We start from the raw sequence: 12,878 nt of genomic DNA, 5'->3' as shown, positions 1-12,878 counted from the left end.
CATGCATGCACGCTTGCTTGTTTCTCCGGCTGCTGCCAAGGTCTCCCCAAGCCGCACCCGCACACGCCATCCTGTCGCCATCATTCACCCACAGTCAGGGGGCTCGCACGCATGGTGTTCGAGAGTGAGTTCGCGGACGTTCCGGTGGTCTCCCTGCCCATCCACGACGCCGTCCTCGGCCGCGCCGCCGCGCTCGGGGACGCCCCGGCCCTGATCGACGGCACCGGCGGAGAGGGCGCGCTCACCCTCTCGTACGGGCAGGTCGACGCCTTCCACCGGCGGGTCGCCGCCGGTCTCGCCGAAGCGGGCGTCCGCAAGGGCGACGTCCTCGCCCTGCACAGCCCCAACACGGTGCTGTTCCCGGTCGCCTTCTACGCCGCCACGCGCGCCGGTGCGGCCGTCACCACCGTCCACCCGCTGGCCACGGCCGAGGAGTTCGCCCGGCAGCTGCGCGACTCCGCCGCCCGCTGGATCGTCACCGTGTCGCCGCTGCTCGCGACCGCCCGCGCCGCCGCCGGACTCGCGGGCGGGATCCGGGAGATCTTCGTCTGCGACCAGCCGCCGGCCGGTCCCGAGGGGGACGGCGTCCGCTCGCTCCAGACCTTCCTGGGCTCGACCGCGCCCGATCCGGTCCCGGACATCGACCCGGCCGCGGACCTCGCCGCCCTCCCGTACTCCTCGGGCACCACCGGGGTCCCCAAGGGCGTGATGCTCACCCACGCCTCCGTCGCCACCAACCTCGCCCAGCTCGAACCGCTGATGCCGATGGGGCCCGGCGACCGGATCCTCGCCGTGCTGCCCTTCTTCCACGTCTACGGCCTGACGGCGCTGATGAACGCCCCGCTGCGGCGCGGCGCCACCGTCGTCGTCCTGCCCCGCTTCGAGCTCGACGGCTTCCTCGCCGCCATCGAGGAGCACCGCATCACCGCCCTGTACGTGGCGCCGCCGATCGTCCTCGCGCTCGCCAAGCACCCGTCGGTCGCCGGCTACGACCTGTCGTCGCTGAAGTACATCGTCTGCTCGGCCGCCCCGCTGGACGCGGCGCTCGCCGAGGCGTGCTCGGCCCGGCTCGGGCTGCCGCCGATCCTCCAGGCGTACGGCATGACCGAACTCTCCCCGGCCACCCACCTCGTGCCGCTCGCCGCCGGGAACCCGCCACCGGGCACCGTGGGCAAGCTGCTGCCGTCCACCGAGATGCGGCTGGTCTCCCTCGACGACCCGGCGAAGGACGCGGCCCCCGGCGAGGAGGGCGAGATCGCCATCCGCGGCCCGCAGGTCATGAAGGGCTACCTCGGCCGGCCCGAGGCCACCGCCGCCATGGTCGACGCCGACGGCTGGCTGCACACCGGTGACGTCGGGCGTGTCGACGAGGACGGCTGGCTGTTCGTCGTCGACCGGGTCAAGGAGCTCATCAAGTACAAGGGCTTCCAGGTCGCCCCGGCCGAGCTGGAGGCCCTGCTCCTGACCCACGGGGGCGTCGCCGACGCGGCCGTCATCGGCGTACGGGACGCCGAGGGCACCGAGGTCCCCAAGGCGTTCGTGGTGCGCCAGCCGGCCGCGGCCGGGCTCACCGCCGAGGACGTCATGGCGTACGTCGCCGAGCGCGTCGCCCCGTACAAGAAGATCCGGCAGGTGGAGTTCATCGACACCGTGCCCCGAGCGGCGTCGGGCAAGATCCTGCGCCGGGAACTGAGGAACCGCGCATGAGCCTCGTCCGTACGGAAACCGACCGCGGGATCACCACCCTGACCCTGGACTCGCCGGCCAACCGCAACGCGCTGTCGGCGCCGCTCGTCACCGAGCTCGCCGAGGCGCTCACCGCCTGCGCCAAGGACCGGGCGGTACGGGCGGTGGTGCTCGCCCACACCGGCACCACGTTCAGCGCCGGCGCCGACCTGAAGGCACCGCCCGGGCCGTACGCCTTCGTCGACCTGCTCCGGCAGATCGTGGAACTGCCCAAACCGGTGGTCGGCCTGGTCTCCGGCCACGCCCGCGCCGGCGGCCTCGGACTGCTCGGGGCCTGCGACGTGGTGCTCGCGGCGGACGGCTCCGACTTCGCCCTCACGGAGGTGCGGATCGGCGTCGCGCCCGCCGTGATCTCGCTGACCCTGCTGCCCAAGCTGGAACCCCGGGCGGCGGCCCGCTACTACCTGACGGGCGAGCGCTTCGGCGTGCCGGAGGCCCGCGCGATGGGTCTGGTCACGGCCGGCGCGGACGAGTTGCCCGCGGTCCTCGACGGGCTGCGCACGGCCTCCCCGCAGGGCCTGCGCGAGGCGAAGCGGCTGGTCACGGCTAGAGTCCTGGCAGCCTTCGAGCGCGACGCGGAGGAGCTGGTCCAGCTGTCCGCCTCGCTGTTCGCCTCGGCCGAGGCACGCGAAGGGATGACGGCCTTCCTCGAACGACGGGACCCAGCATGGCGGATGTGACCGGCCCCCAGGACGGTGCCAGAAACGGCGGCGCCAAGGCCGGCCCGAAGCAGGACAGGAGCCGGGCCACCCGGCAGCGGCTCCTGGAGGCGGCGGTGGCCTGCCTGGCCGAGCACGGCTGGGCGGGCTCCACCGTCGCGGTGGTCGCCGAGCGGGCCGGGGTCTCCCGGGGCGCCGCCCAGCACCACTTCCCGACCCGGGAGGACCTGTTCACGGCGGCCGTCGAGTACGTCGCCGAGGAACGCTCCCAGGCGCTGCGCACCCTGCCCACGCAGGACCGCCGCTCGGTCGTGGCGGCCCTGGTGGACCTCTACACCGGCCCGCTCTTCCGCGCCGCCCTCCACCTGTGGGTGGCCGCCTCGAACGAGGAGCAGCTGCGCCCCCGCGTCACGGAGCTGGAGGCGCGGGTGGGCCGCGAGTCGCACCGCATCGCCGTCGAGCTGCTCGGTGCCGACGAGTCCCGGCCGGGCGTCCGCGAGTCCGTGCAGGGCCTGCTGGACATGGCCCGCGGCCTGGGCCTGGCCACCCTCCTCACCGACGACCGGGCCCGCCGCGAGCGGGTGGTGGCCCAGTGGGCGCGGCTGCTCGACGAGGCGCTGGGCTGAGGGTTCCGCTTCGGGGCGGAGCCCCGGGCCCCGCAGTACGCTGGTCGCATGCCTGCGCTCGTACGTCGCCGCCACGTGGACCTGCTCCGCGTCGCGAGCATGGGGTGTACGGGTCGCCTCTGATCCCGTCGCCCGGCCCTTCTCGTACCTCTTCGCGGACGCACGCCATGAGCCATCCCTCGCCCCACCCGTCGTACCCGTCGTACGCCTCCCAGCTGCCCATCGTCGACCTCGCCGCCGCCCGGCGGGGCCCGCAGGCCCGTCGCCTGCTGCACGCGCAGCTGCATTCCGCCGCCCATGACGTGGGCTTCTTCCAGCTCGTCGGGCACGGCGTCACCGAGGCCGACACGCGGGCGCTCCACCGCGCCATGCGGGCCTTCTTCGCGCTGCCGGAGGCCGAGCGGCTCGCCCTGGACACCACGAACTCGCCGCACTTCCGCGGCTACACCCGCGTCGGCGACGAGCGGACCGGCGGGGCGCGGGACTGGCGGGACCAGCTGGACATCGGGGCCGAGCGGCCCGCGCACGTCCCCGGGCCGGGGGAGCCGCCGTACTGGTGGCTGCAGGGCCCGAACCAGTGGCCCGAGGCCCTGCCGGAGCTGCGGCTCGCCGCGCTGAACTGGATCGAGCGGCTCTCCGGGGTCGCCGAGCGGCTGCTGCACGAGCTGCTCGCCGCGATCGGCGCCCGGCCCGACTTCTACGACGACGTCTTCGGCCCGCACGCCCACCCGCACCTGAAGCTGGTCCGCTACCCGGGCAGCAGCGGCGACGAGGGCGACGACCAGGGCGTCGGCGCGCACAAGGACTACGGGTTCCTGACGCTGCTGCTCCAGGACCAGGTGGGCGGGCTCCAGGTGGAGCGGGAGGACGGGGTCTTCCACGACGTGCCGCCGCTGCCGGGCGCGTTCGTGGTGAACCTGGGCGAGCTGCTCGAGGTGGCGACGAACGGCTACCTCGTCGCGACCAGGCACCGCGTGGTGTCGCCGCCGGGGGCGACGGAACGGTACTCCGTCCCGTTCTTCTACAACCCCCGGCTCGACGCCCGGATCGCCCCGCTGGAGTTCCCGTACGCCGCCGCCGCGCCCGGCGTCACGGCCGACCCGGCGAACCCGCTGTTCGCCGAGTACGGCCGGAACGAGCTGAAGGGAAAGCTCCGCGCCCACCCGCTCGCGGCGGCCCGCCACCACGCGGACCTGCTCGCGGCGGCGGGTCAGCCGGCGATGTCCGCGTAGCCCTCGATCTCGCGCGGGTCGCGCTGGCCGGGGCCCACGTAGCGGGCGGACGGGCGGACCAGGCGGCCGGTGCGCTTCTGCTCCAGGATGTGAGCCGACCAGCCGGCCGTGCGGGCGCACGTGAACATCGAGGTGAACATGTGCGCCGGGACCTCGGCGAAGTCGAGGACGATGGCGGCCCAGAACTCGACGTTCGTGGCCAGGACCCGGTCCGGACGGCGGTTGTGCAGCTCCTCCAGGGCGGCCTTCTCCAGCGCCTCGGCGACCTCGAAGCGGGGCGCCGCGAGCTCCTTGGCCGTACGGCGCAGGACGCGGGCGCGCGGGTCCTCGGCGCGGTAGACGCGGTGGCCGAAGCCCATGAGCCGCTCGCCCTTGTCGAGGGCCTGCTTCACGTAGGCCGTGGCGTCGCCGGTGCGCTCGATCTCCTCGATCATGCCGAGCACGCGGGACGGGGCGCCGCCGTGCAGCGGGCCGGACATGGCGCCGACGGCGCCGGACAGGGCGGCGGCCACGTCGGCGCCGGTGGAGGCGATGACGCGGGCGGTGAAGGTGGAGGCGTTCATGCCGTGCTCGGCGGCCGAGGTCCAGTAGGCGTCGACGGCCTTGACGTGCTTCGGGTCCGGCTCGCCGCGCCAGCGGACCATGAACCGCTCGACGACCGTCTCCGCCTTGTCGATCTCGCTCTGCGGCACCATCGGCAGGCCCTGGCCGCGCGCCGACTGGGCGACGTACGACAGGGCCATGACGGCGGCGCGGGCGAGGTCGTCGCGGGCCTGCTCGGCGGAGATGTCCAGGAGCGGTTTGAGGCCCCAGACCGGCGCGAGCATGGCGAGCGCGGACTGGACGTCGACGCGGATGTCACCGGAGTGCACGGGGATGGGGAAGGGCTCGGCGGCCGGCAGGCCCGGGTTGAAGGCCCCGTCGACGAGCAGGCCCCAGACGTTGCCGAAGGAGACGTGACCGACCAGGTCCTCGATGTCGACCCCGCGATAGCGGAGGGCGCCGCCCTCCTTGTCGGGCTCGGCGATCTCCGTCTCGAACGCGACGACTCCTTCGAGTCCCGGTACGAAGTCAGACATGAGGCGGCTCCTCTGCGCGATGTGGCGTGACGCCGGGGTGATCGGTACGACGATGTGATCGATGATCAATCATCCCAGCGGCCGGTTGGCGGAACGGAACAGTGATCCAGCGGATGAGTCTGTACGGTTCCGATGATGCGGGGAAAGGTGACATCCGGCACAGTGCGCCGTTCCGGCGACGAAGGATTAACGGAACGCGGTGCCGGGCAGACTGGGCGGCTACGGCAGGATGGCCGTGTGACCGACGCTCTCGATGACGCTCTCGACCCCGCCGACATGCGCGAGCAGTACCGCACCGTGGAGCTCGACGTGGCGGATCTCGCACCCGAACCCGTCGAACAGTTCGCGCGCTGGTTCAAGGAGACCGCCGCCAGTCCGGCCATCCACGAGCCGAACGCGATGGTCGTCTCCACCGCCACCCCCGACGGCCGCCCGTCCTCCCGCACCGTGCTGCTCAAGCACTACGACGAGGCCGGATTCGTGTTCTTCACCAACTACCACTCCCGCAAGGGCCGGGAGCTGGAGGCCAACCCGTACGTCTCGCTGCTCTTCCCCTGGCACCCACTGGCCCGCCAGGTCATCGTCACGGGCCGCGCGGCGCGCACCGGACGGGACGAGACGGTGGCGTACTTCCGCACCCGCCCGCACGGCTCCCAGCTGGGCGCCTGGGCGAGCCGGCAGTCCTCGGTGATCGCGTCGCGGGCCGAACTGCTCGCCCGCTACGAGGAACTGGCCGCCCGCTACCCGGAGGGCGAGCAGGTGCCGGTGCCGCCGGAGTGGGGCGGCGTCCGGGTCGTCCCGGAGACCGTGGAGTTCTGGCAGGGGCACGAGAACCGGCTGCACGACCGGCTGCGGTACGTGCGCGAGGGCGACGGCTCCTGGCGGGTCGAGCGGCTGTCCCCCTGAGGGCTTTCCCGCGCGAGGACGCAGACGACCCGTGGGCCTGGGTCCCGTCCGCCTAGGTCCGGACGGGAGCCGGCCGGACTGACCGGCGGCCCACGGGTCGGGTGACTGCGTTGGTGTCGGCAGAGGGCCTGCCGAGGTGCACAAGAGTGCGACGGCAGGCCTTAGCCCGCAGTCACCTCACGAGTCCGAAAAGAAACCATTTTTTCGGATCACCTCCTTTCGCGTGTGTCCCCACCCTAAGAAGCGCTTCTCCCTCGCTCAACTGTTTTTTCCCACGTTCTTTCCGCCCCCCTTCCCGCCGTCACGCTCCGATGCGGCCCCGATGCGGTGCGGATAGCCCGCGCGATACGGCCCCCGATACGGCGCTCCGGTTGGCTCGTGCCAGTTGACCGAGACGACGAGCGGGGGACAGATGGCAACCCTTGGCGAGGAGCGCACACGGGGCACGGTGGTGCAGAAGTTCGGCGGAAGCTCGCTGGCGACCACCGAACACGTGCGCCGGGTGGCCCGCCGGGTCGCCCGGGTCGCCGCCTCCGGCTGCCGCGTCGCCGTCGTGGTCTCCGCGCAGGGCAAGACCACCGACCACCTCATCCGCACCGCCGGGGAGATCAACCCCGACGCCGACGGCCGCGAGCTCGACCAGCTCCTCGCCACCGGCGAGGCGGCCTCCGCGGCCCTCATGGCGATGGCGCTGCAGCGCATCGGCACCCCGGCGACCGCCCTGTCGGGAGCGCAGACCGGCATCCTCGCCTCCGGGCCGCCGGGTTCGGGCGTCATCGTCGCCATCGACACCGAGCGCGCCGAGCGGCTCCTGGACGCCGGCCGGGTCGTCGTCATCGCCGGCTTCCAGGGCGTCGACGCCGACGGCCACATCATCACGCTGGGCCGCGGCGGCTCGGACACCACCGCCGTGGCCGCCGCTGCGGAACTGGGCGCCACCCACTGCGAGATCTACACCGACGTCCCCGGCGTCCTCACCGCCGACCCGCGCCTGGTCCCCACCGCCCGCCTGATGCCCCGGCTCGACATGGACGTCATGGCGGAGATGGCCTTCGCCGGCGCCAAGGTCATGCACTCGCGCGCGGTCGAGCTGGCCGCGCTGTGCGGCCTCGACATCCACGTCGGGCACTCCACGGCCGCCGAGGTCGGCACCCGCATCCACGCGACGGCCCACCCCTTCCCGGCACAACTCTCGGCAGACCCCTCGACAGACCCCTCGACCGGAACGCACGCGACCGGAATCCACGCGACCGACGGAGAGACCATGCTCGAGACCCAGGCCGCCGTCATGGCGGTCGTACACGACCAGGACGCGGCACGGGTCACCGTCCGCACCGCGGGGACGGCGGAGAACCCGGCGCTCACCGTCTTCCGCGCGCTCGGCAGGGAAGCCGTCCCGGCCGACATGACGTCCGTCCACGAGGAGCGCGGCGGCGGCCACACCATCGGCCTGACCGTGCCGCACACCCGCGTCGCGGCGGTGCGCGAGTTCCTGGCCGCGCACGCCGCCGACGGCGCCGACGGACTCACCGTGGACGACACCGTCGCCAAGGTGTCGATCGTCGGCAAGGGCCTGCTCAGCCGCCCCCAGTACGCGGCCCGGATGCTGTCCGCGCTCACCGACCGGGGCATCCCCGCGGGCGCGTTCTCCGCCTCGCAGCTGCGGATCTCGGTGACCGTGCCGCGCACCGAGGTGGGCCGGGCGGTCCGGCTGCTGCACACCGAGTTCGAACTCGACGGCTCGCCGGACGACAGCCCGCTGACCCTCGCCACCCGGACCTGACCCGCGGCCCGTCGCACCCCGACCCGGCCCCGGCCCACCCCCCTGCCCCCTGGGAGAACCGATGACCGACCAGTTGTCCTTCGCCCGCCGCTTACGGCTGCGGCGGCTGTACCGCCACGCACCGGACCGGCTCCTCGTCGTGCCGCTCGACCACTCCGTCACCGACGGCCCCGTGACCGGGGGCAGCCGGGTCGGCGCGCTCGTCGGCGAACTGGCCCGCCACCACGTGGACGCCGTGGTGCTCCACAAGGGCGCGCTGCGGCGCATCGACCCCGAGTGGTTCGCCCACACCTCGCTGATCGTGCACCTGAGCGCCAGCACCGTGCACGCCCCCGACCCGAACGCCAAGTACCTGGTCGCGGGCGTCGAGGAGGCCCTGCGGCTCGGCGCCGACGCGGTCAGCGTCCACGTCAACCTCGGCGCCGACGAGGAGCGCGAGCAGGTCGCCGACCTGGCGGCGGTGGGCGACGCCTGCGACCGCTGGAACGTTCCGCTGCTGGCGATGATGTACCCGCGCGGCCCGAAGATCGACAACCCGCGCGACCCCGCGCTGGTCGCCCACGCCATCCAGCTCGCCGCCGACCTGGGCGCCGACATCGTCAAGAGCCCGTACGTCGGCTCCGTGGCCGCGATGCGGGACGTCACCGCCACCGCCGCCGTCCCGGTCATCGTCACCGGCGGCCCCCGCAACGACGACGAGGCCGCCACCCTCGCGTACGTCGAGGAGGCCCTGAGCGGCGGCGCCGCCGGCATCGCCATGGGCCGCAACGTCTTCCAGGCCCCGAACCCCGGTGCCCTCACCGACAAGCTTTCCGACCTCGTGCACGGACGGCGCACCGCCGACTCCGCCGCCGCGGCCCGCTAGAGAATCCGACAGATCAGGAGAGTTCCGTGAAGATCAGCTGGCTCGACATCCGTTCGCTCGGCGAGGCCCGCGAGGCGATCCTCCAGGAGGCGCTGCACCACCGTGTGGAGGCCGTCGTCGCCGACGAGGTGGAGCAGCTCAAGGACCTGCCGCCGACCATCACCAAGGTCCTGTTCCCGCAGGGCAAGCCGCTGCCGGAGGACTTCGGCGACGCGACCGTCGTCATCGTCGACCCCGACAAGCACGGCGTGACGCCTGCCGAACTCGCCCTGAAGCACCCGGAGGTGGAGGTCGGCCGGTTCGTCGAGATCGTCGACGCCCCGACCCTGGAGGACGCCTGCGAGTCGGCGCGCACCGAGAAGTGGAGCGTGCTGCTGTTCCGCGACCCCACCAAGATCCCGCTGGAGATCGTCATCGCGGCCGCGGCGCGCGCCACCGGCTCGCTCATCACCGTGGCGCAGGACGTCGAGGAGGCCGAGATCATCTTCGGTGTCCTGGAGCACGGCTCGGACGGCGTCATGATGGCCCCGGCGAAGGTCGGCGACACCGCCGCCCTCAAGCGGGCCGCCGAGGCCGACGTCCCGAACCTCAACCTGACCGAGCTGCGGATCGTGGAGACCACCCACATCGGCATGGGCGAGCGCGCCTGCGTCGACACCTGCACCCACTTCCGCGAGGACGAGGGCATCCTGGTCGGCTCGCACTCCAAGGGCATGATCCTGTGCGTCAGCGAGACCCACCCGCTGCCGTACATGCCGACCCGCCCGTTCCGCGTCAACGCCGGCGCCATCCACTCGTACACGCTGGGCAAGGACGAGCGCACCAACTACCTGAGCGAGCTCAAGGCCGGCAGCAAGGTCACCGCGGTGGACGTGAAGGGCAACACGCGCCTGGTCACCGTCGGCCGGGTCAAGATCGAGTCCCGTCCGCTGATCTCCATCGACGCCGAGGCCCCCAACGGGCAGCGGGTGAACCTGATCCTCCAGGACGACTGGCACGTGCGGGTCCTCGGTCCCAACGGCGTCGTCCTCAACAGCACCGAGCTGAAGCCGGGTGACATCGTCCTCGGCTACCTGCCCAGCGAGGACCGTCACGTCGGCTACCCGATCGACGAGTTCTGCCTGGAGAAGTAGGTCCTCTCCGCTGTGCCCCCGGCCGTGCCACCCGCCCCTCGGGTGGCACGGCCGGGGCGGTTCAGGCGGTACGCGCTCCCCGCCCGGCCTCCGGAACGCCGTCCGGCACCTCCTGCCGCACCGGCCCGCGCCGCACCACCCGGCTCAGCACCACCGCCACGGCGCCCAGCACACCGGCCGCCGCGAACACCGGGAAGCCCCAGGTGCCGTGGCCGTGGGAGAGGAGATAGCCGCCCAGCCAGGGGGACAGCACGGCCCCGAGCCGGCCCACCCCGGCCACCCAGCCGAGGCCCGGGGCCCGCAGCGCCGCCGGGTAGAAGCCGCCGGCCACCGCGTACACCATCGTCGAGGCGCTGTAGAGCCAGATCCCGGTGACGGTGACGAGGACGTACGTGACGGGCACCGGCATCCGCACCGAGAGCAGCAGCAGCGACACCGAGGTCAGCGCGAACCAGGTCCCGGCCACCGGCACGGCGCCGAACCGGGAGGCGACCCAGCCGGCGAGCAGCATCCCGGCGATGCCGCCCGCGTTGACGGCCATCAGGAAGCCGACGGAGGAGCCGAGTCCGTACCCGGAGGCCCGCATCAGCTGCGGGAGCCAGGTGCTCAGCCCGTACACGAGCATCAGTCCGCAGGACGAGGCCAGCCACAGCAGCAGCGTCGCGGCGCGGTGCTCGCGCCCGACGAGCGCGGCCACGGCCCGCAGCCGGCCACCGGACCCCGCGGAAGCCGCGCCGCCCGGACCGGCCGCCGGGTCGGGCAGGCCGTAGGCGAGGGCGGTCTCGGCCGCCTTCCCCCGCCGTCCCCGGGCCCAGAGCACGGCGGGCGACTCGGGCAGGAAGCGCAGCAGCAGCGGTACGGCGACGACGGCGGGCAGCACGCCGGCGGCGAAGGCCCAGCGCCAGCCGTGGCCCGGCGCCAGCCACAGGCCCACGCCCGTCGCGGTCATCCCGCCCGCGTGGTAGGCCGACATGAGGATGCCGGTGGCCAGCGGCACCCGGGCCGCGGGCGTGAACTCGGCGACGACGGCCAGGCAGACGGGGATCAGGCCGCCCAGGCCGATGCCGGTGAGGAACCGCCCGGCGCCGAAGACGCCGACCGAACCGGCCACCGCGCACACGCCGGAGCCGGCGGAGAAGGCGAGGACGCAGCCGACCAGGACCGGGCGGCGGCCCAGGCCGTCGGTGAGGCTGCCGCAGCCGAGGGCGCCGAGCAGCATGCCGAGGGTGGTCCAGCTGCCGATGGTGCCGGCGGTCTGCGCGTCGAGGCCGAACGAGGCGTCGTCCAGCATGTACGGCAGCCCGGCGCCGTACACCATGACGTCGAAGCCGTCGAAGAAGACCGCCGCCCAGCACAGGGCGAGGACGAGGACGGATCGGGAGCGCACGAGTACCTCCGAGACGGGGGAGAACGGGAGGGAGGGGCACGGACACGAAGGCGCCGGACCGCGGACCTCCTCGGAGGTCCGCGGTCCGGCGCCCGGCGGGTGCTACTTGTCGTAGCGGTACCACTTGGTGTGGTCGATCAGGTCCCGTGGCGTCATCGTGTGCCACGGCCCCAGCGGCGTGTTGATGTCCGGCACGTCCGTCGTCGGCTCCAGCGGCAGGTAGTGCGGCACCTCCGGGTTCCGCTTCTGCCACAGCGCCCAACAGCGGTCGATCATGCAGTGGTTGAGGAAGAACACCGGGTCGTTGGGCGAGCCGATGTACATCATGTGGCCGCCGACCCACACGTGCCCGGCCGCGTGCAGCTTGCCCGCGGCCTCCTCCCAGGCGAACTTGGTGTAGCCCTCCAGGTGGTTGCGGAAGCTCGCGTACGGCGGCTCGCTGCCGGAGGTGTGGTTGAACGGCGCCGAGTCGTACACCTTCAGGGCGAGGGTGTCGTCCAGCTCCTTCGGCGTGGGCAGCTTGTCGGTCAGCGTGCCCATGTCCCGGACCAGGTAGTCGCGGTCGTCGTGGGTGTAGTTGCCGTTCAGGGCCGGGTGCTCGTCGCCCACGGGGACGACGCTGATGTTGAGGACCCAGCCGTTGTCACGGGCGAACGGCCCGGTCATCACCCGGCGGTCGCCGGGGCGCCCGTTGCCGCCCATGAAGTCGTCGTCCCACAGCGGGGAGTCCTCGCCGTGGTCGACGGTCCAGTCCCAGTACGGCAGGGTGACCCGCGGGTCGACCTTCTGCAGCTCCCGTTCGAAGCGCAGCAGGTACTGGCGGTGCCAGGGCAGGAAGCCGGGGTTGATGTGACCGAGCCGCTTGCCGGTCACCTTGTCCAGGTAGTCCTGCGAGTTGATGCGTATGTGCAGGTCGACGAAGCGGTCGTAGATCCCTCTCCGCTTGATCTCCTTGACGGCGTGGATGAATCTGCGCTTCTCCTCGCGGGTCATGTCGAGGTGGTTCTTGCGTACGTGCACCATGGCGGGGCTCCCTCTCGGACGGGCGGGTCAGGCGGTCGTCGTGGCGTCCATGACGTGGGCGCCGTGGACGTTCGGGAGCAGCTGCGCGCCGCGGAGCTCCTCGACGGCGCGGCGGGCGGCGACCAGCGGGGTGGGCGCCATCTCGTAGTGGCACAGGGAGCTGAGGTAGGCGTCCTCGGCGAACTTCATGAGGTGCAGCGGACGCCCGTCGATGAACACGCCGCCGCCGGCCGCGGCGGACGCGACCCGGATGGTGCGGCCCTGGTACGTCTCGGTGTAGTCGCCGTCGGCCGCGGGAGCGGCACCGGCAGCGGCGTCCTCGGCGCCGACGGCTCCGGTGGCGAACGGGACCGCGGCGGCGGAGGCGGCGAGGGCCGCGCCGGCGGTCAGCTTGACCATGTCGCGTCGCTTGATGGACACGGTGGCTTCCTTCCTGGGG

General features: G+C 73.0%; 13 protein-coding genes. 9 read left to right on the top strand and 4 right to left on the bottom strand.

Annotated elements, in window-relative coordinates; translation table 11 throughout:
• Positions 1-111: 111 nt before the first annotated feature.
• Genes ABD954_RS14640 through ABD954_RS14625 form a run of 5 tightly spaced genes read left to right on the top strand, consistent with a single transcriptional unit; the run spans position 112 to position 4,263 of the window.
• Positions 112-1,707 (top strand): 4-coumarate--CoA ligase family protein, encoded by a 1,596-nt coding sequence (locus tag ABD954_RS14640; RefSeq protein WP_345486470.1) that lies wholly within the window; start codon positions 112-114, stop codon positions 1,705-1,707.
• Complete coding sequence (locus ABD954_RS14635) at positions 1,704-2,426, top strand: enoyl-CoA hydratase family protein (protein ID WP_345486469.1); 723 nt, start codon at positions 1,704-1,706, stop codon at positions 2,424-2,426. The genes ABD954_RS14640 and ABD954_RS14635 overlap by 4 nt, the downstream gene beginning before the upstream one ends.
• Positions 2,414-3,031, top strand: a complete 618-nt coding sequence (locus ABD954_RS14630; protein ID WP_345486468.1) for a TetR/AcrR family transcriptional regulator — start codon at positions 2,414-2,416, stop codon at positions 3,029-3,031. The genes ABD954_RS14635 and ABD954_RS14630 overlap by 13 nt, the downstream gene beginning before the upstream one ends.
• A gap of 48 nt (positions 3,032-3,079) precedes the next feature.
• Positions 3,080-3,154, top strand: coding sequence for a putative leader peptide (locus ABD954_RS33625; RefSeq protein WP_382745647.1), 75 nt, complete (start codon positions 3,080-3,082; stop codon positions 3,152-3,154).
• Positions 3,155-3,198: 44 nt separating this feature from the next.
• Entirely contained in the window at positions 3,199-4,263 is a 1,065-nt protein-coding gene (locus ABD954_RS14625) for an isopenicillin N synthase family dioxygenase (protein ID WP_345486467.1), read from the top strand.
• Here the strand turns inward: ABD954_RS14625 and ABD954_RS14620 are convergent.
• Entirely contained in the window at positions 4,242-5,342 is a 1,101-nt protein-coding gene (locus ABD954_RS14620) for a citrate synthase 2 (protein ID WP_345486466.1), read from the bottom strand. The two genes, ABD954_RS14625 and ABD954_RS14620, sit on opposite strands and share 22 nt — an antisense overlap.
• Before the next feature lie 276 nt (positions 5,343-5,618).
• Here ABD954_RS14620 and pdxH point away from each other — a divergent pair, with 276 nt between their 5' ends.
• From pdxH to griH, 4 genes are all read left to right on the top strand, one after another.
• Complete coding sequence (gene pdxH / locus ABD954_RS14615) at positions 5,619-6,248, top strand: pyridoxamine 5'-phosphate oxidase (protein WP_345492174.1); 630 nt, start codon at positions 5,619-5,621, stop codon at positions 6,246-6,248.
• Between the two features lie 412 nt (positions 6,249-6,660).
• Positions 6,661-8,031: an aspartate kinase gene (locus tag ABD954_RS14610; protein WP_345486465.1), complete on the top strand. Its 1,371-nt coding sequence runs from the start codon at positions 6,661-6,663 to the stop codon at positions 8,029-8,031.
• Positions 8,032-8,092: 61 nt separating this feature from the next.
• Positions 8,093-8,896: a 2-amino-3,7-dideoxy-D-threo-hept-6-ulosonate synthase gene (locus ABD954_RS14605; protein WP_345486464.1), complete on the top strand. Its 804-nt coding sequence runs from the start codon at positions 8,093-8,095 to the stop codon at positions 8,894-8,896.
• A 26-nt stretch (positions 8,897-8,922) separates the two neighbouring features.
• Positions 8,923-10,029 (top strand): 3-amino-4-hydroxybenzoic acid synthase, encoded by a 1,107-nt coding sequence (griH, locus tag ABD954_RS14600; RefSeq protein ID WP_345486463.1) that lies wholly within the window; start codon positions 8,923-8,925, stop codon positions 10,027-10,029.
• A gap of 61 nt (positions 10,030-10,090) precedes the next feature.
• Here griH and ABD954_RS14595 read toward each other — a convergent pair whose 3' ends face one another.
• From ABD954_RS14595 to ABD954_RS14585, 3 genes are all read right to left on the bottom strand, one after another.
• Positions 10,091-11,416: an MFS transporter gene (locus ABD954_RS14595; RefSeq protein WP_345486462.1), complete on the bottom strand. Its 1,326-nt coding sequence runs from the start codon at positions 11,414-11,416 to the stop codon at positions 10,091-10,093.
• Between the two features lie 102 nt (positions 11,417-11,518).
• Complete coding sequence (gene griF, locus ABD954_RS14590; RefSeq protein ID WP_345486461.1) at positions 11,519-12,439, bottom strand: grixazone synthase; 921 nt, start codon at positions 12,437-12,439, stop codon at positions 11,519-11,521.
• A 27-nt stretch (positions 12,440-12,466) separates the two neighbouring features.
• A complete protein-coding gene (locus ABD954_RS14585) occupies positions 12,467-12,859 on the bottom strand; it encodes a tyrosinase family oxidase copper chaperone (protein ID WP_345486460.1) in 393 nt (130 codons plus the stop codon).
• Positions 12,860-12,878: the final 19 nt, after the last annotated feature.

The sequence above is a fragment of the Streptomyces roseoviridis genome (assembly GCF_039535235.1).
Taxonomy (GTDB): Bacteria; Actinomycetota; Actinomycetes; order Streptomycetales; family Streptomycetaceae; genus Streptomyces; species Streptomyces roseoviridis.
The sequence above is the reverse complement of the archived record's forward strand: the minus strand, read 5'-3'. Positions and strand labels throughout refer to the sequence as shown.